Consider the following 24,756-nt stretch of genomic DNA (forward strand, 5'->3'; position numbering starts at 1 on the left):
ATCACCATGAACATTCAAAGGCGTTTTTTATTATTGTTCCTGTTGGTAGGGGTTCCTGCTTTTGCCGAGGAAAAAGTTGCCCAAGAACAGTTTGCCCAAACACAGCTGGATCAAGACCAGGCTGGTACGTTGACTTTGGAAGCGGCGATTGCACAGGCGATTGGTTCCGACCCCTGGCTGAATGGCAGTCGTTACCGGGAAGATGCACTGGCCAGTGAATCCATTTCCGCTTCAACCCTGCCTGATCCTAAGGTCAGTCTGATGGCGGCTAACTTCCCGACCGACAGTTTCGATATCAACCAGGAACCGATGACGCAGCTGACTGTGGGCGTTAGTCAGATGTTTCCACGCGGCGATAGTCTGAAACTAACCAGCCGCCAAAAGCAGGAGTTGGCGGCCCAGGAGCCCTTGCTCAGACGGGATCGCCAGGACAAGGTGACCGCGACGGTGACTCAGTTATGGCTGGAAGCCTACCGGGCACAGGAAAGTATCCGTTTAATTGAGCAGGATCGCGCGCTGTTTGAACATCTGGTGGATGCAACCAAAGCCAGTTATTCCTCCGCATTGGGGCGCGCTCGCCAGCAGGATATTATCCGGGCACAACTGGAGCTCACCCGGCTGGATGATCGTCTGACTGCGTTGCGACAACAACTTGAATCTGCCCAGCAGCGACTGTCCGAGTGGATTGGCGGTCAAGCCAGTCTGCCATTGGCGCAGACCTTATCCAGCAAATTGGGTGATGAGCCAACCTTAGCCATGGGTCAGACGCACAATGATCGCTGGCTCTATGAACAGATCAATCGGCATCCCCTGTTATTGGCCTTTGACCAGCGTATCGAGGCTATGCAGACCGGGGTTGAATTGGCCCAGCAAAAGTATAAGCCCGAGTGGGGGCTCACCGCCCAGTACGGCTATCGGGACGATGACCCCATGGGCCGGGATCGCGCCGATCTGTTCTCGGTCGGTGTCACATTTGATCTGCCGCTTTTCACGGGTAATCGACAGGATAAGGACGTTAGTGCTGCCACCTCCCGAGCCGAGGCGCTGCGAACGGACAAGCTACTGATGGCGCGAAAACTGATGGCGCAACTGGACACAATGCTCGTGCAAATCCAGCGTCTGAATCAGCGCCGCACACTCTACGACCAGCAGCTACTGCCGCAAATGGCAGAGCAGGCCGAAGCTGCCCTGACTGCCTATAACAACGACGATGGTGACTTTGCCGAAGCCGTGCGTGCCCGTATCGCCGAGCTAAACGCCAAGATCGATTTCCTGACCATCAGGGTCGACCGGCTAAAAACCATTGCCGAACTGAACTATCTGTTACCGCCAAACCGCTCAGGGCTGTTACCGCAAAGCCGCGCAAAGCAGTCTCCTGCAGCAAACGGCAACCGCACGGAAGGAATGACTCCATGAAGATGCAATTGAATAAATCATTTTTCATTACCGTTGCTTTGCTGATTGCGACGGCAACCCTCGCCCACTATTCAGCCTTGTGGCGTATGCAAGACGCGGGAGAGGGCGGTAAGGCGACAGCCAAAAAGGAACCGCTCTACTGGGTCGCGCCGATGGACCCCAATTACAAGCGTGATAAACCGGGTAAATCCCCCATGGGGATGGACCTGATTCCGGTGTATGAAGAAGCCGGCGGTGATGAGGAGATTGGCACAGTCACAATATCACCGGATGTGGTCAATAACCTTGGCGTACGCACGGCACTCGTTACCCGAGGCCAGATGGACGTTTCCGTCAATACCGTGGGTTATGTGCAATACGATGAAGATCGCTTGATACATATTCACCCGCGGGTAGAGGGCTGGATCGAAAAACTCTACGTCAAAGCATCTGGCGATCCGGTGGAGCAGGGGGCACCTCTCTATGCGCTTTACTCACCGACCCTGGTTAATGCGCAGGAGGAATTACTCTTGGCACTAAAGCGCAATAACGCCACGCTGATTGACGCCGCTAAGGAGCGCCTGGCATCTCTTCAGGTGCCAGAATCAGAAATCAACCGACTGAAGAAATCCGGCAAGGTGAGCCAGACCATCACCATCACAGCCCCGCAATCGGGTGTACTGGATAACCTCATGGCGCGCGAAGGCATGTTTGTAAAACCCGGCATGGAAATCATGGCGATCGGTCAGCTGGATCATATCTGGGTGATTGGTGAAGTCTTTGAGCGACAGGCTTCCCTGGTGCAAGTCGGCGATCAGGTCCAGATGCATTTGGGTTATTTACCGGGGCGTGAGTGGCAGGGCCAGGTCGACTATGTCTACCCGAGCCTTAACACCACGACTCGCACCGCTCAGGTAAGAGTGCATTTTCACAATCCCGATGGTTATCTGAAACCGGGTATGTTTGCGCAGATGCGCATTGAGGCGGCACCGATGGACGACACTCTGTTGATTCCCCGTGAGGCGCTGATTCGTACCGGCAGTCAATCCCGTGTTGTGCTGGCCAAGGACGAAGGCCGTTTTAAATCCGTTGCTGTGCGGGTTGGGCATATCACTGATGATCAGGCGGAAATCATGTCGGGGCTTGATGAGGGCGACCGCATTGTGACCTCAGCACAATTTCTGATTGATTCCGAGTCCAGCAAAACCTCGGACTTTCGGCGCATGGACCATGGTTCGGATGATAAGGCTGAGACTACGGTGCCCACATCGGTCTGGGTCGGCGCACGTATTAAAAGCCTGATGACCGAGCACCGGATGTTGACGCTGGCGCATGACGCCATCGATGACTGGCAATGGCCGGCCATGACCATGAATTTTACCGCCTCTAAAAATGTAGACCTTCAAGGTTTACAGCCTGACATGACTCTTCACGTAGAAATTACAAGAGAGGGCGACAACAACTATGTGATCAGCCAGATCCATCGACCTGATGCTGCTACCGAAGACATGCCGATTTCCGACGGTGATCAGCCGATGAGTCACAACGGTATGGAAATGGATCACGGCCAACATCAATCCATGACTCATGATGGCATGGAGATGGGTAACGATTCGATGGAGACAGACCACGATTCGATGAATATGGATCACAGTCAGATGGATATGGACCACAGTCAGCACAACGGGGAGGGTAAGCCATGATCGAAGGCATTATCCGCTGGTCTGTCCAGAATCGGTTTTTTGTATTGTTGGCCACTCTGATACTGGTGGGGATTGGCGGCTGGTCACTGAAAAACACGCCGGTGGACGCGATACCCGATCTCTCGGACGTGCAGGTGATCATCAAAACCAGCTACCCCGGACAGGCGCCACAGGTGGTGGAAGATCAGGTTACCTATCCACTGACTACCGCCATGCTCTCGGTACCAGGTGCGGTCACCGTGCGCGGCTATTCCTTCTTCGGTGACTCCTATGTTTACGTTATTTTTGACGAGGATACCGATGCCTATTGGGCCCGCTCGCGGGTGTTGGAATACCTGTCACAAGTGGCACCCACCTTGCCGCCCAACGCCCGACCGCAACTGGGGCCGGACGCCACCGGTGTCGGCTGGGTTTACCTGTACGCATTGGTGGATCGTACTGGTAAACACGATATCAGCCAGTTGCGCAGCCTGCAGGACTGGTTCCTGAAATACGAGCTGCAAACCGTGCCCGGCGTGTCGGAAGTCTCTGCCCTGGGCGGCATGGTGAAGCAGTATCAGGTCAAGGTACACCCGGATAAATTGCGGGCCTTTAATATTCCGCTGTCCCATATCCAGATGGCCATCCAGCGCGGTAATCAGGAGGTGGGCGCATCCGTCGTGGAAATGGCCGAGGCGGAATACATGGTACGTGCCTCCGGATATATCCAGGGGCGCGAGGATCTGGCCAATATTCCTTTAGGTATCAACGTCAAGGGCACACCACTGCTGCTGAAAGATGTGGCGGATATCGATGTAGGTCCGCAGATGCGCCGGGGTATTGCCGAGCTGAATGGCGAAGGTGAAGCCGTCGGTGGCATCGTGGTGATGCGCTTTGGCGAAAACGCCCAGAAAACCATTGACGGTGTGAAAGCCAAACTGGAAACCCTTAAGGCGGGTCTTCCCGAAGGTGTGGAAATCGTGACGGTTTACGACCGTTCCGGACTGATTGAACGCGCCGTTGAAAACCTGTGGCATAAGTTGCTGGAGGAGTTCATCGTCGTTGCCCTGGTGTGTGTGGTATTTCTGTTCCATATCCGCTCCAGCCTGGTGGCCATCGTCAGTCTGCCCGTCGGTATTCTCACCGCCTTTATCGTTATGCACCTGCAAGGGCTGAACGCCAATATCATGTCCTTGGGCGGTATCGCTATTGCCATCGGGGCAATGATTGATGGCGCTATCGTGATGATCGAGAACATGCACAAGCACATGGAGCGCACACCCCTGACCAACGAAAATCGCTGGCAAGTGGTTGCGGAATCGGCGGCTGAAGTCGGGCCCGCGCTGTTTTTTAGCCTGCTGATCATCACCGTGAGCTTTGTGCCGGTGTTTACCCTGGAAGCGCAAGAGGGACGGATGTTTTCACCTCTGGCCTTCACCAAGACTTACGCCATGGCGGCTAGTGCCGCACTGGCGGTGACACTGGTGCCGGTGCTGATGGGTTATTTTATTCGTGGCAAGGTCTTGCCTGAGCACAAAAACCCGCTGAATCGGGCCTTGATTGCCGTCTACATGCCTGCGCTGAAAGTGGTGCTTAACCACCCCAAAACCACTTTGGCCTTGGCTTTGGTGGTGACGGTCATCGGCTTCTGGCCGGTGAGCAAAATTGGCAGCGAATTTATCCCGCCGCTCGATGAGGGTGATCTGATGTATATGCCCACCACCTATCCCGGGCTGTCCATTGGTAAAGCCCGGGAGATTCTGCAGCAGACGGACAAGCTGATTGCCACCGTACCGGAAGTGAAAAGCGTGTTCGGCAAAATCGGTCGTGCAGAAACGGCCACCGACCCGGCGCCGCTGACCATGATCGAAACGTTTATCCAGCTCAAACCGAGGGATGAATGGCGCGAGGGGATGACCACCGACTCGCTCAAAAAAGAGCTGGACGCGCTGGTGAAATTTCCCGGCCTGACTAACGCCTGGGTGATGCCGATCAAAACCCGTATCGATATGTTGGCCACCGGCATTAAAACCCCGGTGGGCATCAAAGTGGCCGGGCCCGACCTCAAACAAATCGAAAAAATCGGGCGGCGCCTGGAGCAGGTCTTAAAAGATGTGCCAGGTACGGCTTCGGTTTATTCCGAACGTGTGGCCGGCGGGCGTTATATCAAGGTGGATATCCAGCGGGAAAAAGCCGCTCGCTACGGACTGAATATCGCCGATGTGCAACAGGTGGTGGCCACCGCCATCGGCGGCATGAACGTCACCCAAACCATTGAAGGCCTGGAACGCTACCCGGTGAATCTGCGTTACCCGCAGGATCTGCGTAATTCCCCGGAGCAACTGGCACTGCTACCGATTGTGACCGGCAGTGGCCAGCGCATTGCCCTGGCGGACGTGGCGAACGTCTATGTGGAGGATGGTCCACCCGCTATCAAGAGTGAAAACGCTCGCCTCAACGGTTGGACCTTTGTCGATATCGACGGGGTGGATATTGGCAGTTACGTCCAGAATGCCATGGCCGTGGTGGCCGATCAGGTGGAGCTGCCGGCAGGTTATTCGTTGAACTGGTCGGGGCAGTACGAATACATGTTGCGCGCTAAAGAGAAACTCACCTATGTAGTGCCGCTGACGCTGGCCATCATTGTCGTGCTGCTGTATTTCAACTTCCGTAGCTTTGCTGAAGTCGCAATCATTATGGGAACACTACCCTTGGCGATGGTGGGTTCAATCTGGCTGATGTACCTGCTCGGTTATAACTTTTCAGTCGCCGTGGGCGTGGGTTTTATTGCGTTGGCCGGTGTTGCTGTGGAAATCGGCGTCATCATGCTGGTGTACCTCAACCAGGCTTATCGGCATATGCTGGAGGAGTGTGAGCAGGAGGGCGTGGAACCCCGCCTGGAAACCCTGCGCCACGCCGTATTACACGGTGCCGGCTTACGGGTGCGTCCGGTGATGATGACGGCTGCCGCGATTATCGTGGGGCTGTTGCCGATAATGTACGGAACAGGGACCGGTTCGGAGGTCATGAGTCGTATTGCCGCGCCCATGGTGGGTGGGATGCTAAGTGCGGTAATTCTGACTTTACTCGTGCTACCAGCCGTTTACCTTCTTTGGAGAAAGCACTGAGAAAGGGATCTGGCCAAATGTCATTCGAGTTGATCTGGATCAAATAATCTACCCCAACATTACAGGTGTGTAATGTTGGGGTCGTCCAGGTGTCAGTCTCCCCTCATTAACATAGCCAATAGATGGCATGAATCCGCACGCTAAAACTGCTTGACCTGTGTCCATGACACAGGTGTATAACCTTTTCCAGCGCACGGTTATAAAGCTAGGTGTAGAACCTCGGTTTATAACCGGTGATTGACTCAGATCAAGGTCCTGATCCCGGCGGAAGCTTAGGATGGCATGACTGGATCAAGAGGAGGGTGGCATGAAAGTCATCGAGGTTGCCAGGCTATTGGGCATTACGGCAGACACGGTACGGTTTTATACCCACATCAATATTCTGAATCCCACCAAAAGCAAGGCCAATGGATATCGGGAATACAGCGACAACGATGTTAAGCGTTTGCGGTTTGTGTTAAGCGCCCGACAGTTGGGATTTTCGGTCGAGGATATTCAGGAAATTCTTTCCCATGCTGACAAGAAAAAATCTCCTTGTCCGACGGTGAGACGCTTGATTGATCAGAGATTACATGAAACTGAGCAGCAGTTTAAAGAAACGATACGGCTGCGGGATCGTATGCAACGCGCCGTATTGGAGTGGAGCCAAAAACCGGACAAGGCTCCGACAGGTCATATGCTTTGCCATTTAATTGAAGAATTCACCGTGGAGGAATGAGTATGAATACACACCAAACGTCGAACGCCAATCAACGTAAAAGTGGCTGTTGCTGTGCGGGCAAGTCATCCATTTCGTCTGCGGCACCTGATACCAACAGTGTTAGCAGATCATCGCAACCCCTGCACCAATTACAAGTGCAGGGAGCCACCTGTGGTGGTTGCGTTAAAAGTATAGAACATACTCTGAAATCCGTTTCCGGGGTCAGTGAGGCCTCTATGGATCTGGCAACCGGTGTCGCTTCAGTTGTTGGTGCAGTCGATGCAGATCATCTCGTTGAAGTATTGCAAGGCGTTGGCTTTCCAGCGGCGGTCATCCGATAACAGTTCTTAAGAAATAACCGGGAGTAGGGTATGAGTACAACTAAAACGGAATCTGGCGGTGTCTCTTGCCATGAAGATGGTACGACAACTCCGCCTCATGATCATCATGCACATAAGGCTAATCACCACAGTTCAGGAAATAACTCTGGTCCTCAGGAACTGATTATTGAAGGTGCGGGTTGTGCCAGTTGCGTTGGAAAAATTGAGTCGGCGCTAAAGGCGGTGTCCGGTGTAGAAAATGCCGAGATGAATTTCGCTCAGCGCACTGTGAGTGTGACGGGCAATGCCGATGCTGCTGATCTGGTAAAGGCGGTGGAAAAAGCCGGTTACAACGCGAAGCTTGCGGCTGCGGAGAGCGAAGATGATGCGCTCGCAGAAAAAGAAAAGGCGGATCAGGCTTATTACAAACGCCTGATGAAGGAAACCTGGATAGCCCTTTCCCTGGGTGGGCCGCTAATGGCCTATGCGCTGATTACCGGGGAGGTTAATGTTAATACCACAACCGAGCGGATCGCTTGGCTGATCGTTGGCATACTCACCTTTGGCGTTTTGTACTTCTCAGGAAAACATTTTTTTGTCGGCGCCTGGAAGTCCTTCCTGAATCATTCTGCCAATATGGACACTTTGATTGCGCTGGGTACGGGTACCGCATGGCTGTATTCCATGGTGGTCGTATTTTTCCCCGAGTCGGTTCCAGAACAAGCTCGCCATGTTTACTTTGAGGCCACGGCGATCATTATCGGGCTGATCGATCTGGGCCTGGCCCTAGAGCTCAAAGCCCGCGGGCGCACATCGGAAGCTATTAAACGGCTGATCGGCCTGCAGGCTAAGACAGCCAGAGTCATACGCGACGAAAAGGAACTGGATATCGCTATCGAGCAGGTGCTCATGGACGATGTGGTGCGTGTACGTCCGGGAGAAAAAATTCCTGTGGATGGTGAAGTCATAGAAGGCCATACCGCCATTGACGAGTCCATGTTAACGGGTGAACCCATGCCCGTTGAAAAAGCCGTGGGCGACACGGTTGCAGCGGGCACCATCAATAAAACCGGCTCCATTCTGTTTAAGGCCACTCGTGTCGGCAAAGACACGGCCCTGGCGCAAATTATCAACATGGTCAAACGCGCACAGAATTCCAAGCCGCCTATTGGTCGCTTGGCCGATGTGATTTCCGCGTATTTTGTACCCGTCGTAATGATTATCGCCGTCACCAGTGCGTTGGTCTGGCTCAACTTTGGCCCGAACCCAGCCGTGGCGTTTGCCATCGTATCTGCCACCACGGTACTGATTATCGCCTGTCCCTGTGCGTTGGGTCTGGCAACCCCCATGTCGGTGATGGTGGGTGTGGGCAAAGCGGCAGAAGCGGGTGTCCTTATTCGCAACGGCGAAGCCTTGCAAACCGCATCGAAAATATCAGCGATGATTCTGGATAAAACCGGCACCATTACCCTGGGGGCGCCGAAGGTCACCGATATTTTGGTCGCTGGCGAGCAGGACGAGAACACTATCCTGAAGCTGGCAGCCACGCTCGAATCGGGTTCTGAACATCCGCTGGCGCTGGCGATTGTCGAGTCAGCCCAGGAGAAGGGTATCGAAACCGGGAAGGTCTCCAATTTCAATGCCATCGCCGGTCACGGTGTGCAGGCTGAGGTGGATGGCAAAACGTTGCTGTTCGGCAATGAAAAACTGATGCGAGAGCGCAATATCGAACTCGGCGATTTTGTTGAAAAAGCGCAGGGCCTGGCTGCCGAGGCTAAGACGCCGATGTATTTCGCCGTGGATAACAAGCTCTCCGCCATTATCGCGGTGGCTGATCCCATCAAAGAAGACTCTATTGCCGCCATTAAACGACTGCAGCACAACGGCATTCGCGTTGTCATGCTGACCGGCGACAACCGCGCCACGGCAAAAGCCGTCGCCGAAAAGGCGGGCATTAAAGAGTTCTTTGCCGAGGTGTTACCGGAGGACAAATCCAAAAAGGTTCAGGAACTGCAGATGGAAGGTGAAGTGGTCGGCATGACAGGCGATGGCATCAACGACGCGCCAGCGTTGGCAATTGCCAATGTGGGTTTCGCCATCGGTACGGGCACCGACGTGGCCATAGAGAGTGCCGATATCACCTTGATGCGCGGATCGCTGCATGGGCTTGCCGATGCCATTGCGGTGAGCAAGGCCACATTACGTAACATCAAACAGAACCTGTTCGGTGCGTTTATTTACAACGTGGCGGGTGTTCCGGTTGCCGCAGGTATTCTTTACCCCTTGCTTGGGGTACTTATGAACCCTGTGATTGCGGGTGCCGCAATGGCATTTTCGTCGCTCACGGTCGTCACCAATGCCAACCGACTGCGCTTGTTCAAAGCGCAGGAGCACTAATGGCTATTTCGTCAGAAACTTGTTTAGGAGAGTGGACATGTTAATCATTAATAGTGTTGGCGTTGTTGTGATCGCGCTCATTATATGGTGGTTTTGGTTGTACAAGCCCAAAGAGGCAGAGCTGGGTGAAAATGATCTGGTGATTACCGTGGAAAATGGCACCTATTCACCCTCCCGAATTAAAGTGCCTGCGGGTGAGCCGGTTGAGCTGAAGTTCATACGTAAAGATGAATCACCCTGCTCAGAAACGTTACTGATTCCCGAACTGCAAATCAGTGACACCTTGCCCCTCAATAAACTGAAGTCCATACAACTACCTGCACTGAAATCTGGTGAATACGCCTTTCATTGTCAGATGCAGATGTATCGCGGTCAGCTCACGGTGAATTAGAGAATGTTCAACAAAGAAAGTAAGGATTGATATCAGTATGAATATTCAAAAAGTGACCGCCATTTTTGACGAATTTCGTTTGAAGGACGTAGAAGAAGCACTGATTAGGCATGGGGTTAAAGGCTTCACCCTGCATCCGGTTCGCGGTCGTGGAGAATACTTCGACAGCTTCAACGAGAATCATTTGATTAAGCACATTCAAATGGAGATTTACGCCAGGTCAGAGCATGCAAATAACATCGCGCAACTGATTGTAGAAACGGCGCACGTCAATGCCGATAGCGAAGGGCTGGTTTGTATTATTCCGGTGAATGACTTGCTTTGGATTCATGATAAACGCAGTGCGATAGACAGCGATTTTCAATTTCATCCGTGAGGTGTGATATGGCAACGCAAAAAACATCATTCTGGTTAACACCCAAAGGACTGGCGGCATTGGGCCTAATTGGTGCTGCCACGTATTTTCTGCTGATCGAACACCGCCAGCATGTCTGGCAGTTTTTACCTTTTCTGATTTTGCTGGCATGTCCTTTTATGCATCTTTTCATGCATGGAGGTCATGGTGGCCACGGGGGGCATGGTGGGAGCCATCAGCGCCAGGGAGAAGGCCATCAGCATGAGGGTGAGTCAGATCAAGATGCTTACCAGCGTGGATTAGAAGATGGGCGCCGGGATAGCGAACATCGGCACCACCATTGACCCGGTAGAAAACAGGAGAACGACAAATGCACGGTGATTCAGCTTATGGTCTCTGGACACTGGTGATACTGAATTCGGCAATATTTATTTTCTTTGCCTTCAGTTTTGCCAAGCCACAAACAAAAACCGACTGGCGCAGTTTTGGGGCTTTCTCTGCGTTCATTATTGCGCTCTTTACCGAGATGTATGGATTTCCGCTGACGATATATTTTCTGTCTGGATGGCTGGCGGAAAAGTACCCAGGAGTGGACTTCCTCTCCCATGAAAATGGCCATTTACTGCACACCATGCTCGGGTTTGAAGGTGATCCGCACTTTGATCCGCTGCATATTGCCAGCAATGTACTAATCGTGCTCGGCTTCTTTCTGCTCGCGTCGGCGTGGAACGTGCTCCACAAAGCGCAACAAACTCACTCCCTGGCGACCACTGGTTGGTATGCCCGCTGCCGTCACCCGCAATACATTGCTTTTATCATGATTATGTTTGGCTTTCTGTTGCAGTGGCCGACCCTGCCGACATTGGTCATGTTCCCGATATTGGTCGTTGTCTATGTACGACTGGCCAAGCGTGAAGAGCGTATGGCGATTGAGGAATTTGGCGACGTGTATCTTCGCTATATGGAGTCGACCCCAGGGTGGGTACCTAAATTTTCTACCGATAAAGCCGCTTCAAACTATTGAGGATATACCAATGAAACGTAATTCTATCAGAACTATGATTTCCGCCGTCGTTATTGCTACGGCAATAGCTTCACCAGTATTTGCAGAAAATGCGCATGATCACGGTGATAAAAACCAAGGCGCTAACAATGGCATGATGATGGGGATGATGAATCATGATCAGATGATGGCGATGCATGATCATATGAAAAAAATGCATGCCCTGATGTCAGAAATCAAAACCGAAACCGACCCAGAAAAACGTCAACAATTAATGAATGAGCATATGCAAACTATGCAAGAAGGTATGCAGATGATGAATATGGGGAACGGCATGAAAGGCGGTAAGAAAATGGACAAAATGGATATCACAAAACGTATGGATATGATGGAAAAACACATGGGGATGATGCAAAAAATGATGGGGCAAATGATGGACCATGAATCAGAGACGAAAAAATCACCGGTGCATAAACACAAAAAATAAGTTGTTGGATTATTTAAGAAAGGTACAGGGCCGATGAGCGAACATCGATCAGGCATTAACCCGGGATTTGTCACCAGACATACCCTGAGTCTATACGGATTAGATAAGCATAATGCACCGTTGATTGTTCACGACATCGGCGATCTTCCCTACATAGATAGAGTAAAACTTATTGAGGCGAAACAAATGCTCACCGTCGCCTACGACGCCTCTCACCATTCTATTGACGATATGATTGCTATCGTCGAAAAGCATGGGGCGTCGATCAAAGACAATTGGTGGAGTCGCGTCAAACTCGGCTGGCAACGTCAGACTGATCAAAACGTTAAAGATAACGCCAAACATGAGCCGCACTGCTGTAACAAAATGCCGCATAGGTAATAGGTAAAGGAGACTGGAGATGAAAAACACTGAGCACCGATTGGGTGTGTCCGAAGTCAATCTTGTTGTCCGTCATTTGAAGCTAGACACAAAAAGCGTAGGCGGCATCCAGGATGCATTGTCAGAAATCGACAAACTATATGGACTGGATGCGGTGTCTTTCGATGAAAAGTCACAGGTTTTGAATCTCGCCTACGATGCGTCACGTCTTTGCCTGGATGGTATCGAGGATGTGTTGGCTAAACACGGTATCGAGGTTGGTCACGACTGGTGGACGCATTTTAAAGAAGGATATTATAAATTCGTGGATCAAAACATAAAAGATAACTCGGAGCATGAGCCATGGAGTTGTCACAAGTCACCGCCACGCAACAGGCGAAAATAGCAATGACGGTGAAAACGATGGAGTCAGCAAACGCTCTTAAGGTTATTGATATAGGTATCGATACCCACCAAGAACCCGTCCTTTATATGCGAAACGATTGCCATATCTGCCGCTCGGAAGGTTTTACAGCTAACAGTCGCGTTTCAGTGGAAGATGGCCAAAACCAAATAATCGCAACGATCAACGTGGTGGATGAGAAGGTCATTGAACCAGGCAGCGCTGGTTTATCCAAAATCGCCATCGAACGGCTGGGAGTTACCGCAGGGGCATTGATTAGCGTCAGTCATGCACCGGTGGTGACATCGCTGGCGGCTGTTCGCAAAAAAATATTTGGCCATAAGCTCAGCGACGAGGAAGTCACTGAGATCGTACAGGACATCAGCGACCATCGTTATTCCGATATCGAAATTGCCAGTTTTCTCAGCGTTTGTGCGGGTAGTCGTCTGGATGTGGATGAAATCATTGCCTTGACACAGGCCATGGTGGCTTGCGGTAAGCGTCTCAGCTGGCCCGATTCACCCGTGGTGCTGGATAAGCATTGCATTGGTGGCCTGCCGGGCAATCGCACCACGCCGCTGGTGGTGGCGATCGTCAGCGCAGCAGGTTTAACCATTCCGAAAACCTCGTCTCGCGCCATTACGTCACCGGCGGGTACGGCTGACACTATGGAGGTGCTGACGACCGTCAATCTCAGCCTTGCGGATATTCAACGAGTTGTAGCAGAAACTCACGGTTGTCTCGCCTGGGGTGGAGCGGTGAATCTTAGCCCCGCCGATGATTTATTGATTCGGATTGAGCGCGCGCTGGATCTTGATGGCGAAGGGCAGTTGATTGCATCGGTTTTGTCGAAAAAAATCGCTGCGGGTTCTACCCATGCGGTGATTGATATCCCTGTCGGCCCTACTGCAAAAGTGCGTTCGCAAAAAGATGCCGATCGCCTCGCTTCACTATTTACACAGGTTGGTGCTGCGTGCGGCCTTCAGGTTCGTTGCTTGATAACGGACGGCAGTCAGCCTGTCGGGCGCGGTGTTGGTCCCGTGGAGGAAGCCCGCGATGTAATGGCTGTTTTGCAGCGCAGCAGCGATGCGCCCGAGGACCTTCGAGAGCGGGCACTGTTTTTGGCTGCCCATCTGTTTTCCCTGGCGTATCAGCAAACCTATGAACAAGGTTTGCAAAGGACTACCGAAATTCTTGATAGCGGTGCGGCGTGGGAACAATTTCAGCGAATTATAGCGGCCCAGGGCGGGATGAAATCTTTGCCTTCTGCAGATTTTCAACATACGGAAACTGCCGCATCAACCGGCACTTTGCAGACGATTGATAATCGCCAATTAGCGCGCTTGGCGAAACTGGCGGGAGCGCCCAATGTCTCGGCAGCGGGTTTGCGCTTGCATAAGCGTGTCGGTGAAACGGTAGAGCGAGGTGAACCCTTGTTCACACTGTTCAGTGACACAGAAGGCGAGCTGCAATACGCATTGGCCTATTACCGACAATCCAACATTTTCACGATTGGAGCAATCTCATGAGTGAACTGAACCCGGTTTCAGGAAAGACACCGTTGGTGTTTTGCTTACACGATCACCCATTGGCGGATTCGTTAGCAAAGGCGATGGGTGTGCAGCGGGGAGAATTTAGTGCACGTCAATTCCCCGATGGTGAATCCTATTTGCGTATCACCTCTGATGTGGAAGGCCGTGCCTGTATTGTTGTGGCGGATTTGTCGCACCCCAACACCAAGTATCTACCGTTACTGTTTTTGGTCGAAACATTGCGGGAACTGGGTGCTTCGCAAGTCGGATTAGTGGCTTCCTACCTCAGTTATATGCGCCAGGATCGCCGCTTTGTCGACGGTGAGGCTGTTACTTCACGTATTTTTGCCAAGTGCCTGTCTCAGCATATTGATTGGTTAGTGACGGTAGACCCTCACCTGCATCGTTATCATTCCCTGGACGAAATTTATTCCGTGCCCAGTTCTGTGGTACAAGGTGCTCCTGCCTTAGCTGAATGGTTAAAAACACAAAACAATTTGTTGTTAGTAGGACCGGATAGCGAGAGTGAGCAATGGGTTTCCAGTATTGCTGATTATAGCCAGCACCCGTTTGTCATTGGTGAGAAGCAACGCTTCGGTGATCGTCATGTTGAAGTGTCCTTGCCTAACATTGATGCGTACAGAGAGAGAACCGCCGTCATTATTGATGATGTGATATCGAGCGGGCAGACTATTCTGGAATGTATCAAAACTCTTAAATCCAAGGGCATTAATCACATTCAATGTGTTGCCGTTCACGGTATTTTTGCTGATGGGTCTGATGAAGCACTGATCCATGCCGGACTAAGCCAATTAGCAACTGCCAACACCATTCCCCATTCATCCAATGCCATTGATATCACGCCGCAGTTGATGACAGCCGTTATCTCCATGTTGCAACCAACAAGATCAGATTCCACAGGAGTCGTATCATGAGAATCACCTTTTTAGGCGGTGCCGAAACCGTAACCGGTTCAAAATTTCTACTGGAAACCGAGCGCAGCAAGGTGCTGATCGACTGTGGCCTGTACCAAGGCTACAAATGGTTGCGTGAGCGCAACTGGCAACCGCTGCCGCTGGATATCGATAAGCTCGATGCCGTGTTGCTCACTCATGCGCACCTGGATCACTCCGGCTATATCCCCGCCTTATACAAGCACGGTTTTCGTGGCCCGGTGTTTACCCATCACGCCACCAAAGACCTGTGTCAGATCCTGTTGGCCGACAGCGGTCATATTCAGGAGGAGGACGCGAAATACTACAGCAAACATAAGCTGAGCAAACATGAACAACCCGAGCCGCTCTATGACCGTCAAACCGCCGAATCGAGTATGAAGTTGTTTCAGTCGGTTGACTTTGATGAACAGGTTGAGGTGGGTGATATTCGTTTTCACCTGCAACCGGCGGGACATATTCTCGGTGCCGCCAGTATCATTATTGAAGCGGAAGGCAAACGCATTGGCTTTTCAGGCGATGTGGGCCGTTTCGATGACGTGTTGATGAAACCACCGCGCCCGCTGCCCGAACTGGATTTGTTGCTGATGGAGTCCACTTACGGCAATCGGCAGCACGATCCGCAGGACGCTGCGCAACAATTGGCTGCCGTGGTTAACCGTGTTGCTAAAAACGGTGGGGTTTTACTGGTGCCCGCGTTTGCCGTGGGGCGGGCGCAGGCCTTGCAACATTTGCTGGCAACGCTGATGCAAGAGGGTGCCATACCCAAACTGCCGATCTATCTCGACAGTCCCATGGCCATCAAAGTGTCGGATATTTTTTGTCATCACAGCGATCAGCATCGACTCAGCCATGAGCAATGTCATCACATGTGCGATGTCGTCACTTATACCCGTACCGTGGATGAATCCAAGGCGCTAGCGGGGCAGGCTTTCCCCCATATCATTATTGCCGGCAGCGGTATGGCCACCGGTGGGCGAATTCTTCACCACTTTAAACGGCTATTGAGTGATAGCCGAACCACGGTGCTGTTTACCGGTTACCAGGCCGGTGGAACCCGTGGTGCCAAGATGCTTGAAGGTGTCGATGCGGTGAAAATCCACGGTAGCTGGATTCCACTACGGGCAGAGGTGGAGGTGATTTCCGGGCTCTCGGGGCATGCGGACTATCTCGAACTCACTGAATGGTTGCACCAATCAAAATTGGCAAGCACAACGCCGATCAAACTGATTCATGGTGATCCTGAAGCCTTGGAAGGCTTGCGCGTGCATTTGCAGGAGCAAACGGAGTTTAAGGTCGACGTTGCCGGGTATCGGGATATCTTGCGCCTGTAACCCTTGTCCCCGTGATCCTGCACCAATCGAAACAAGAGAACCAAGATAGTAGAGGAAAAGATCATGCAAATTGAAACCCTGAAAGATGTGTTGCACTGGACCAAAGAGTTTCACCAACACCTGAACCAGTGCTTGTCCCACTGCGCGGATAAAAACACTGACGAGCGGGCGCGAATGATACTGGCTTATCTCTCCGAGCACGAAAAAACGCTGACCGACGTGGTAAGCGGTTTTGAAAAGTCCGGAGATGAACATGCCCTCAATACCTGGTGTTATGAATACGTCGAACATCATCCGATTACCCGGCACGCTCATTGTGATGCCCCCTTTGCCGAACTGGATGCCGCGCAGATTATGGAAGTGATCATTGATCAGCACCAGCAGGTCATCGAGTTGTATCGCTATCTAGCGTCACGGGCGGACATTCCGTCGGCTAAGGAATTGTTGGAGACCTTGCGTTCGCTGGAGGAACACGAAGTGATGCGCATGGCGCAATCGTCCAATCGGTTTGGTGATTTATAGACAGGTAAATACACATGATAGAAGGAGCACCGGTATGAAACTGCATGCCTTTAAATTTGGTCTGGCCTGCTCAATCAGTGCCATTGTGCTTTGGGTCATTTGCAGTGTCTTCGTCGCGGCGATGCCCGCAATGATGATGTCCATGTCCGGCGACATGGTGCATATGCAGTTGCAGGATATGGGGTGGCACCTAACCCTGGTCGGCGCACTTTGGGGGTTGGTGGCCTGGGCTGTGGTGGCTGGTTTTTCCGGGTGGTTGCTTGCCACTATTTACAACCGCTTGCTGGCCTGAACCAGGGTGCAAGCGTCTGTTATGCCTGTTTTTTTTCAGTCCTCAACCCTGACAGTTCCAGCATTAAGTGGGCGACATTTTCTAATGGATACTTCCATGGGATTTACGCCCAATGAGGGGCTGTTAATGCGTACGCGCAGCGGTGATGTTGATCCAGGTTTGCTGGCCTGGTTACAAAAGCAGGAAGGATGGTCGCCTGAAGATACGGATAAACTGCTTAATCAGGAATCCGGTTGGCGGGGGTTGTCTGGTGGTGTTGATAATATGGCTGAACTATTTACCAGTGACCACCCACAGTGCCATCTGGCATTTGAGCTGTTTCGATACCGCTTCCAGAAAACATTGGGGGCTTACTTTGCGATTTTAGGTGGCCTGGACGGTATTGTGCTCAGCGGCGGTGTTGCCGAACATAATCCGGCTCTTTGCCAAGAGCTCTTGTTGGGGTTATCCCATTTGGGCGTTGAATTGCACGCTGAATCGGCCAACAGCAACCTGCCGATAGAGCTTTCCTCAATGACATCAAAAGTGCAGTGCTGGGTAGTTGCCTCGGATGAGGCGGCGATGATGCTACTCGCAGTCCAGCAGCATTTTCCCAACGAATTTAGCAATCAGCCAGTCGCTGACTGAGGCATAGCCATGTATGTGATAGACCAACAAAACGATCACCGTATTGAACAACGAGCCAGGATGTATCGCGAGACTTACCCAGCGTTTGCTCATTGGGCAAACGGTTACGGGGTGATACAGCACAGCGATGAAACACAGGTACGCATATTTGATCTGTGCCAGCAACTGGTGTGTGAGGGGCGCTTCAAACAGATTGATGAGGTTCTGGAGATTTTGTCGGCTACCGACCGGCTGACCAGTGCGGCCATGTGGTTGGTGGTGCATATGACTTATAGCACCAAAGTGGATTTTTCCGGTAGCGCACTCGACGCTGAAGATTTTAAAGCCAATCCACAGGGGCATACCGGTGGCTCCCTGAATATGGTGCCTGCCTATGTCGCTTACATGGTGGCTAACCACCTGGCGGGAATCACACGAAGCTGGTTGATGGGTCAGGGCCACTGTGTGGCGGCCATCGACGCGGTCAATGTGTTACTGCAAAACCTCTATCCGGAACAGGCGGAGCGCTACCCCCTAAGTGATGAAGGTCTATCGCAATTGGCGCAGGATTTTTACAGCTACGCGATTACGGATGATGGTCGCCCGGGTGTCCCATTAGGCAGTCATGTCAATCCACACACGGCGGGCGGTTTGATTGAAGGTGGCTACCTGGGTTTTGCTGAGCTGCAATACGTGCACATGCCTCTCCCCGGTGAGCGCCTGGTGGCTTTCCTGAGTGACGGTGCGTTTGAAGAACAGCGCGGCAGTGATTGGGCCAGCCGTTGGTGGCGCGCCGAGGATTGTGGTCTGGTAACACCGGTGATGATCGCCAATGGCCGGCGTATTGATCAGCGTTCCACCATGTACCAGCAGGGCGGCCTGACCTGGTTTTACGAACATCTGGAGCAGAATGATTTTCATCCGATCGCCATCGACGGGCGCGATCCTGCTGCGTTTATCTGGGGAATATTTGAATCAGAAGCGCGCTTGCAAGCCTGCAGCGCACATATTCGTGCAGGAAAAATGTGTTATCCGGTTAAACTGCCGTACCTGATTGCCGAAACGGAAAAAGGCTACGGTTTTTACGGTGCTGGCACCAATGCAGCCCACGGCACGTCTTTGCCCGGCAACCCTCGTAGCGATGCCGCGGCTCGGCAGCTATTCAATGAACACGCTGCCAGGCTCTTTCTGCCGCGTACTGAGCTGACCAGTGCAATCGAAAAAATAACACAACATAAGGCAGATAACCGGGTACCGGAAAAATACCATGCGCTCGGTCAGCGTGATGTCGTTTTAAAACTACCTACTGCTTCACCACAGTGCGAAAAGGGGCAAGCATTGTCACCCATGGCAGCCGTAGATAAGCGCTTGTGTGAGTGGCATCTCGCCAATCCGGGCGTGCGCGTACGTATCGGCAACCCTGATGAGCTACGCAGTAACCGCATGGGCCAAACGCTGGACCTTCTCAAACACCGGGTGTTAAACCCGGAAGACGGTGTGGCCGAGTCGATACAAGGGGCTGTCATTACCGCTCTGAATGAGGAGGCCGTAGTGAGTGCGGCACTGGCGAATAAAGGTGGTATGAACCTGGTGGTCAGCTATGAAGCCTTTGCCATGAAAATGATTGGTGCCTTGCGGCAGGAAATCATTTTTGCGCGGCACCAAAAAGAACTGAATCGACATCCGCGCTGGTTATCGTTGCCGGTTATCGCTACTTCGCATTTGTGGGAGAACGGCAAAAATGAGCAATCGCATCAGGATTCCGCTTTTGGAGAAGTGTTGTTGGGTGAAATGAGCGATATGGCACGGGTGGTATATCCCGCCGATGCCAACAGTGCGGTTGCCTGTCTCGATTCCTGCTACCAGAGTCAGGGTCAGATTTGGGCCATGACCATACCTAAGCAGGAAATCATTTCTTCTTTCAGTCCTGACCAAGCTCAGCAGTTAGTGGATTGTGGCGCGTTGACGTTGGAAGAGGATGACAGGGTTGATGTGCAATTAGTGGCAATGGGTGCTTATCAGCTCCATGTTTGTCGTGAGGTTGGTGAACGTCTCAGAGAAAAAAGCATTGGCTGCCGTATTACTTATTTGCTTGAACCTGGCCGTTTTCGTATTCCGCGCGACAGGCACGAACAGTCATTCGTTAGCAGTCCTTCACAGCAGGCACTGCTCTTTAATGATGCGATTCACTTGCGCGTTTTTGTATCCCATATGCGACCTGAAGTTCTGTTAGGTGTATGTCGACCACTGGACTTGGGCCGTGATCGCTGCCTGGCATTTGGTTATCGAAACCGCGGTGGCACATTGGATACGCAGGGCTTGCTGGAGGCAAATCAATGTAACGCCCGGTTCATTGTGGCAGAAACTTTGAAAAAGATGAGTTTAGGAGAAGGTTGATGGATAAAGATGGTCGCACAACACACTACGATAAAGATAGTCTGACGCTCTCCGGTACTGTGATGCTGGGCACCGGTGTGATGATAGGGGCAGGTATTTTTGCGCTGACTGGGCAAATGGCGGAAATGGTGGGCGTACTGTTCCCGCTGGCATTTCTGGCAGCAGCGGTGGTCGTTTCTTTCAGTGCCTACTCTTACGTCAAAATTTCCAATGCCTACCCTTCCGCCGGAGGGATAGGGATGTATTTACACAAGGCTTATGGCGACAGCTTACCGACGGCATTCAATGCACTGTTGATGTACTTCTCCATGGTGATTGCACAGAGCTTCCTGGCGCGGACTTTTGGCTCCTATACCATGCAATTATTCGGTGGTGATGAATCCGGGCGAACGGTGGCGATGCTGGGTGTGGGGCTGATTATTTTTGCGTTTATCGTCAATTTGTTGAGTAACCGCTTTATTCAAAAGGTAGCTGGGTTTATCGGGGTGTTAAAGATTGGCGGCATTTTGGTGTTCGGCATTATCGGTGTGTGGGTGGCCGATAGCCTGGCGCTAGATTTCGGTCACACGGATAACGTTGAAACCTCCGGAAATTTTCTTGGTGCTACCGCTCTCGGGATTCTGGCTTTTAAAGGTTTTACCACCATTACCAACAGTGGATCCGAGGTAATCGATCCTAAGCGAAATGTTGGAAGAGCTATCGTTATCTCTATTGTTGCGTGTGTAGTCATCTACACCCTGGTTGGCTTTTCAGTGGCCAGTAACCTATCCCTGAGTGAAATCATAGATACTCGCGATTATTCCCTGGCAGCGGCTGCGCGACCAGCGCTTGGAGAATACGGAGTATGGTTTACAGTCGCAATTGCCATGACGGCAACTGCGGGCGGCATTCTTGCCAGTATTTTTGCGGTGTCCCGGATGCTGGCCATGTTGACCGAAATGAAACTGGTTCCTCATCGCCATTTCGGTATGCCGGGAAGCATCCAAAAACATACACTTGTCTATACCGTGGTACTCGGTATTTTTCTTACGGCCTTTTTTGACCTGTCGCGGATAGCCGCCCTGGGTATTGTCTTTTATCTGGTCATGGACATTGCTATTCATTGGGGCGTGATTCGTTATTTGGCGGATGATATTAAAGCCAAGCGCTGGGTGCCCATTGTAGCCATTATTTTCGATTTTCTGGCTTTGATCGGTTTCGTTTGGGTGAAACTGAACGCTGACCCGTGGGTTATCGGCATTGCCCTTATCGCGATGTTACTGATCGCAGTGGGAGAGAGGTGGTTCCTGCATTCGAATAGACGGCAACGACTACTGGACGAAGACGGTAAGCACCAACATCAGCATTGATGCTTGCTGATCAAATTTAAACTTCAGGTTGTTAAGTGGAGGAAAAACGCATGAGTGAACCTAATGAAATAAGCATCGGTTATCGATTGGCGCAACCCCTATTTATCAGTAAGCATCAGAAGATGGCGGAGCATTAGAGAAGGGTGAGGCCAATGAGCAAACTTGAATTCACAGTACATTGTCCCGTATGTAAGATGACAAAAGTAGATCGATCTCTGCTGTTCAATTATCGAGGCATCGATCACTACTTTTGTTCTTCTCAGTGTCTGGATCGATTTAAAGCGCATCCACATTTGTTTGTTGGTGATCCTAAACATGGCATGTCGCCAAAGCAAAAGGGGCAGACAGCACTTAAAAAATGTCGCATTGGTTTCGCTGAGCCTATTGATGACGAGCTCAAAGTCGTAATGCAGCAATCCTTGTTGTCACTGATGGGAATAGAATCCCTGGTATTTGAAGAGTCCTTGCTCTAAGTCACTTATGATCTCTTGCAAGTATCCTTGGAAGATATTGAAGCAGTCATTGAGCAATCGGTGGGAAAGCTTAAGTCCCGCGTGGCGGATCGGATCAAGCGAGGCTTTATCCATTACAGTGAAGAGTGTGAACTCGACAACCTAGCGCATCCTGTCGGGGACGGTGGCTGCCATTGAGGAAGAGGCAGAAAAAAGACACGGGAATTAAATCCGTTCTATTTGTCTGTCGTACTATGGGTGTGATGCTGTCAAATGGTTGGAGATGAAACCAGCTGGCCCTTGGTACATAGGCTTTTAAGGGTGAGTCTGCAATAGGCCTATATCGCGTGGATTTTCACTTTATTGAGAATATGGTTTCTGAATTCTAAAGTGAAAAACTCAGGGAAAAAGTAGCCGAATATTTCGGTACTGATTGCAATAATGATGGCGACATTGCGGATGCGATAAAGAATCAAGCCAGCCGACCATAAGGGAAATTAATGTTTGATTTTGTTTTACCCGGTGTGGCGCTGGCCGTGGTGGTAGTTTTATTTCTGCTGAGGGTACGCAATGCCACTCTTTGGCGGGCTACGGTAACACCACTGGCGTCAATAATCGTCAGTGTTTTTTTGATTTCCGGGCCGTTACTAAGTCATGTTGTGGCGGCGTAGCCTCCGGTTGCGATGCTGGGGATTCTCCTGGTGGCGTTTGCTATCGGCGCTGTGATCCGTTTCAACATTACTCATGCCGAGCCACTGCTTGCCGATGTCGGGCATTCCCACGTCGTTAAACCGTTACAACACCTGTCAGATCTCGCCCTGGGATTTGCTTATATTGTTTCAGTTACTTTCTATGTTCGCTTGCTGGCGTCTTTTGTGTTGCGTTTTGGCGGTCATCGTGATGCGGTGATCGAAAATGTTCTGACCACGGTCGTGTTGTTGTTTATTGCCATCGTGGGTTGGAAAAATGGAAGAAGCCGCGGTGGCGATCAAGCTGGCCATCATCGCTGCATTGCTGATCGGTCTGTTCGGGTTCGATTGGCATTGGCTCGCCAGTGATCAAACGCTTATCGATCCGAACGAAAATCTTACAGTGATGGAACGTCTCAGACTGTTGGCGGGATTACTGCTGATTGTACAGGGATTCGAAACATCGCGTTACCTGGGAAATGCCTATGATCCCGCCATGCGAGTGCGATCAATGCGGCTGGCGCAACTCATCGCCGGCGTTATTTATCTGCTGTTTGTGATTACGGGGCTGCCTCTGTTGATGGAGTTTCATGGTATTGCCGATGAAACGGCGATTATTACCCTGGCGGGTCGTGTTGCCGAAATATTGCCCGCGCTATTGATACTGGCGGCGGTGATGAGTCGATTCAGTGCTGCCGTTGCCGACACAGTGGGGGCCGGTGGATTGTTCACTGAGCTGAGCGGTAGCCGACTTTCATCGCGACTGGGCTATATCGGTCTTGTGGCGGTTGCGATCTTGTTAGTCTGGATCGGTAATGTGTTTGATATTGTGACATTGGCATCGCGTGTTTTTGCGGAGTACTACCTGTTGCAGTGCTTGGTTGCGATTGCAGCTACTTTTAGGACTGCCCGGGTAACCGGAATGCGGCGCACAGCTCTGATAACGTCATTTGCTGTAATGGCCGTTATATTAGCCTTGATTGTGGTATTTGCTATCCCCGTAGGTTGAATTCGCAGATTTGATTCGATTTTGACCAAAGGTCATTTTCCGTGTGTCAAGCACTTGTAAGATTTATGCGGCGTTAATGATCATGTGATTCGGCCGCGTTGCCTCGGGCCGTCAGAATCTGGTATTGATCCTCTGTTAGTGAGGGCAATCTCTGCAGAAATGCCACCATATTCCAGATACGCTCGTCACTGTGAGTTGGTCCCCAAGCGGGCATGCCCGATGCCTTAATGCCGTGCTTGATAATCCAGAATTGGCGTTGGATAGCTGCTTCTTCACTACCTGTGTCGCTGCTATGCTCATGCCCGTGGGCATCTGCCTTAGCTGTCAAGTTAGGTGGGGCAGGGTACAGACCAATGGTGAAGTCACTGTCTGTTTTACCCGGTTTGAGATGGCAGCTTGTGCACATGTCGTTGTAGTCAGCGCCACCTGCTAACAAGCGATCGGAGGTATTCAAATTATCAGGAATTTGAATGTCGCTGGCAGCACGGGCAACAGAACGCTCACGCAAGGTTTCCAGCAGCCAGTAACTGAGTTTGTTATGGGGTACGTCGGCACCGATGGGATATAGGCCGGAGTAGATAAATAAGCCAGCGCCCACCAAGCCAATAACCGAGGCAATGAGCAGGCTTTTGATAAATGCGGTGAGCGATGGCATAGGAGATCCTTTATTTAATCCGTTAGTGCTGATGTTCAGAGTGTTGCTCGCCTGAGCCTTCCTTGTGGCCATCATCAGATGCGTCATCGTGGTTCATAGCGCGGGAATCATCGTCATGATGCATATCCTTCATGCACTGTTTCATCATGGCTTGCATGACAGGATCGCTCATATCCATCTTGCTGTGATCCATATCTTTCATAGCGGCGCAATTCGGGTTTTCTGCGTCTTTCATGTGCTCTTTGGGATCATGGGCTTGAGCTGAAAAAGTCACGCCAAGGGCAGCGAGAACGAGAACGGGGGATAGAAGTTTACGTTTCATTGAGTGTTTCCTCGGAGGAGTAA

At 51.5% G+C, this 24,756-nt stretch carries 24 protein-coding genes and 1 pseudogene; 23 read left to right on the plus strand and 2 right to left on the minus strand.

All coding sequences use genetic code 11. The features are described 5' to 3' along the window. Nucleotides 1-6 precede the first annotated feature (6 nt). The 23 genes and pseudogenes from AC5E51_RS04620 (at nucleotide 7) to AC5E51_RS04730 (ending at nucleotide 23,756) form a co-directional block, all read left to right on the plus strand. Complete coding sequence (locus tag AC5E51_RS04620; RefSeq protein WP_068435228.1) at nucleotides 7-1,416, plus strand: TolC family protein; 1,410 nt, start codon at nucleotides 7-9, stop codon at nucleotides 1,414-1,416. Continuing rightward, nucleotides 1,413-3,098, plus strand: coding sequence for an efflux RND transporter periplasmic adaptor subunit (locus AC5E51_RS04625; protein ID WP_301376554.1), 1,686 nt, complete (start codon nucleotides 1,413-1,415; stop codon nucleotides 3,096-3,098). Before AC5E51_RS04620 ends, AC5E51_RS04625 begins: the two co-directional genes overlap by 4 nt. After that, on the plus strand, nucleotides 3,095-6,205 hold the full coding sequence (locus tag AC5E51_RS04630) for an efflux RND transporter permease subunit (protein ID WP_491778192.1): 3,111 nt from the start codon (nucleotides 3,095-3,097) through the stop codon (nucleotides 6,203-6,205). The genes AC5E51_RS04625 and AC5E51_RS04630 overlap by 4 nt, the downstream gene beginning before the upstream one ends. Before the next feature lie 307 nt (nucleotides 6,206-6,512). Then, on the plus strand, nucleotides 6,513-6,923 hold the full coding sequence (locus AC5E51_RS04635) for a MerR family transcriptional regulator (RefSeq protein WP_068437614.1): 411 nt from the start codon (nucleotides 6,513-6,515) through the stop codon (nucleotides 6,921-6,923). Between the two features lie 2 nt (nucleotides 6,924-6,925). Further along, nucleotides 6,926-7,246: a heavy-metal-associated domain-containing protein gene (locus AC5E51_RS04640; protein WP_068437611.1), complete on the plus strand. Its 321-nt coding sequence runs from the start codon at nucleotides 6,926-6,928 to the stop codon at nucleotides 7,244-7,246. A gap of 30 nt (nucleotides 7,247-7,276) precedes the next feature. Beyond that, on the plus strand, nucleotides 7,277-9,622 hold the full coding sequence (locus AC5E51_RS04645) for a heavy metal translocating P-type ATPase (RefSeq protein WP_286839846.1): 2,346 nt from the start codon (nucleotides 7,277-7,279) through the stop codon (nucleotides 9,620-9,622). 37 nt (nucleotides 9,623-9,659) lie between these two features. Further along, nucleotides 9,660-10,013, plus strand: coding sequence for a cupredoxin domain-containing protein (locus tag AC5E51_RS04650; RefSeq protein ID WP_068437608.1), 354 nt, complete (start codon nucleotides 9,660-9,662; stop codon nucleotides 10,011-10,013). Nucleotides 10,014-10,050: 37 nt separating this feature from the next. Next, nucleotides 10,051-10,389, plus strand: coding sequence for a P-II family nitrogen regulator (locus AC5E51_RS04655; protein ID WP_068437605.1), 339 nt, complete (start codon nucleotides 10,051-10,053; stop codon nucleotides 10,387-10,389). An 8-nt stretch (nucleotides 10,390-10,397) separates the two neighbouring features. Beyond that, entirely contained in the window at nucleotides 10,398-10,712 is a 315-nt protein-coding gene (locus AC5E51_RS04660; RefSeq protein WP_068437602.1) for a DUF2933 domain-containing protein, read from the plus strand. A gap of 26 nt (nucleotides 10,713-10,738) precedes the next feature. Next, on the plus strand, nucleotides 10,739-11,392 hold the full coding sequence (locus AC5E51_RS04665) for a methyltransferase family protein (protein ID WP_068437599.1): 654 nt from the start codon (nucleotides 10,739-10,741) through the stop codon (nucleotides 11,390-11,392). 10 nt (nucleotides 11,393-11,402) lie between these two features. Continuing rightward, complete coding sequence (locus AC5E51_RS04670; RefSeq protein WP_301376552.1) at nucleotides 11,403-11,858, plus strand: hypothetical protein; 456 nt, start codon at nucleotides 11,403-11,405, stop codon at nucleotides 11,856-11,858. Between the two features lie 33 nt (nucleotides 11,859-11,891). Further along, nucleotides 11,892-12,239 carry a hypothetical protein gene (locus AC5E51_RS04675; protein WP_068437596.1) on the plus strand — a complete coding sequence of 116 codons (348 nt, stop codon included), beginning with the start codon at nucleotides 11,892-11,894 and terminating at the stop codon, nucleotides 12,237-12,239. A gap of 19 nt (nucleotides 12,240-12,258) precedes the next feature. Then, nucleotides 12,259-12,624 (plus strand): hypothetical protein, encoded by a 366-nt coding sequence (locus AC5E51_RS04680; RefSeq protein ID WP_068437593.1) that lies wholly within the window; start codon nucleotides 12,259-12,261, stop codon nucleotides 12,622-12,624. Then, nucleotides 12,582-14,150 (plus strand): thymidine phosphorylase family protein, encoded by a 1,569-nt coding sequence (locus AC5E51_RS04685; protein ID WP_491778193.1) that lies wholly within the window; start codon nucleotides 12,582-12,584, stop codon nucleotides 14,148-14,150. The genes AC5E51_RS04680 and AC5E51_RS04685 overlap by 43 nt, the downstream gene beginning before the upstream one ends. Next, nucleotides 14,147-15,088: a ribose-phosphate diphosphokinase gene (locus tag AC5E51_RS04690; RefSeq protein ID WP_491778194.1), complete on the plus strand. Its 942-nt coding sequence runs from the start codon at nucleotides 14,147-14,149 to the stop codon at nucleotides 15,086-15,088. The genes AC5E51_RS04685 and AC5E51_RS04690 overlap by 4 nt, the downstream gene beginning before the upstream one ends. Then, nucleotides 15,085-16,440: an MBL fold metallo-hydrolase gene (locus tag AC5E51_RS04695; protein ID WP_068434968.1), complete on the plus strand. Its 1,356-nt coding sequence runs from the start codon at nucleotides 15,085-15,087 to the stop codon at nucleotides 16,438-16,440. Before AC5E51_RS04690 ends, AC5E51_RS04695 begins: the two co-directional genes overlap by 4 nt. 63 nt (nucleotides 16,441-16,503) lie before the next feature. Continuing rightward, nucleotides 16,504-16,962, plus strand: coding sequence for an ATPase (locus tag AC5E51_RS04700; protein WP_068434969.1), 459 nt, complete (start codon nucleotides 16,504-16,506; stop codon nucleotides 16,960-16,962). A 34-nt stretch (nucleotides 16,963-16,996) separates the two neighbouring features. After that, complete coding sequence (locus AC5E51_RS04705) at nucleotides 16,997-17,254, plus strand: DUF5676 family membrane protein (RefSeq protein WP_068434970.1); 258 nt, start codon at nucleotides 16,997-16,999, stop codon at nucleotides 17,252-17,254. A gap of 96 nt (nucleotides 17,255-17,350) precedes the next feature. Next, the gene (locus AC5E51_RS04710; protein WP_068434972.1) at nucleotides 17,351-17,881 is read left to right on the plus strand and encodes an acetate/propionate family kinase; all 531 of its coding nucleotides are present in this window, start codon (nucleotides 17,351-17,353) and stop codon (nucleotides 17,879-17,881) included. A gap of 9 nt (nucleotides 17,882-17,890) precedes the next feature. Beyond that, entirely contained in the window at nucleotides 17,891-20,257 is a 2,367-nt protein-coding gene (locus tag AC5E51_RS04715; RefSeq protein ID WP_068434974.1) for a phosphoketolase family protein, read from the plus strand. Next, on the plus strand, nucleotides 20,257-21,606 hold the full coding sequence (locus AC5E51_RS04720) for an APC family permease (RefSeq protein WP_297533590.1): 1,350 nt from the start codon (nucleotides 20,257-20,259) through the stop codon (nucleotides 21,604-21,606). Before AC5E51_RS04715 ends, AC5E51_RS04720 begins: the two co-directional genes overlap by 1 nt. 152 nt (nucleotides 21,607-21,758) lie before the next feature. Further along, the gene (locus tag AC5E51_RS04725) at nucleotides 21,759-22,079 is read left to right on the plus strand and encodes a YHS domain-containing protein (RefSeq protein WP_490363966.1); all 321 of its coding nucleotides are present in this window, start codon (nucleotides 21,759-21,761) and stop codon (nucleotides 22,077-22,079) included. A 479-nt stretch (nucleotides 22,080-22,558) separates the two neighbouring features. Continuing rightward, a pseudogene (locus tag AC5E51_RS04730) lies at nucleotides 22,559-23,756 on the plus strand (hypothetical protein). Nucleotides 23,757-23,829: 73 nt separating this feature from the next. Here AC5E51_RS04730 and AC5E51_RS04735 read toward each other — a convergent pair. Continuing rightward, on the minus strand, nucleotides 23,830-24,411 hold the full coding sequence (locus AC5E51_RS04735; RefSeq protein WP_491778195.1) for a c-type cytochrome: 582 nt from the start codon (nucleotides 24,409-24,411) through the stop codon (nucleotides 23,830-23,832). Nucleotides 24,412-24,433: 22 nt separating this feature from the next. After that, nucleotides 24,434-24,733 carry a hypothetical protein gene (locus AC5E51_RS04740; RefSeq protein WP_068434999.1) on the minus strand — a complete coding sequence of 100 codons (300 nt, stop codon included), beginning with the start codon at nucleotides 24,731-24,733 and terminating at the stop codon, nucleotides 24,434-24,436. Nucleotides 24,734-24,756 lie beyond the last annotated feature (23 nt).

It is taken from the genome of Thalassolituus sp., from assembly GCF_984348125.1.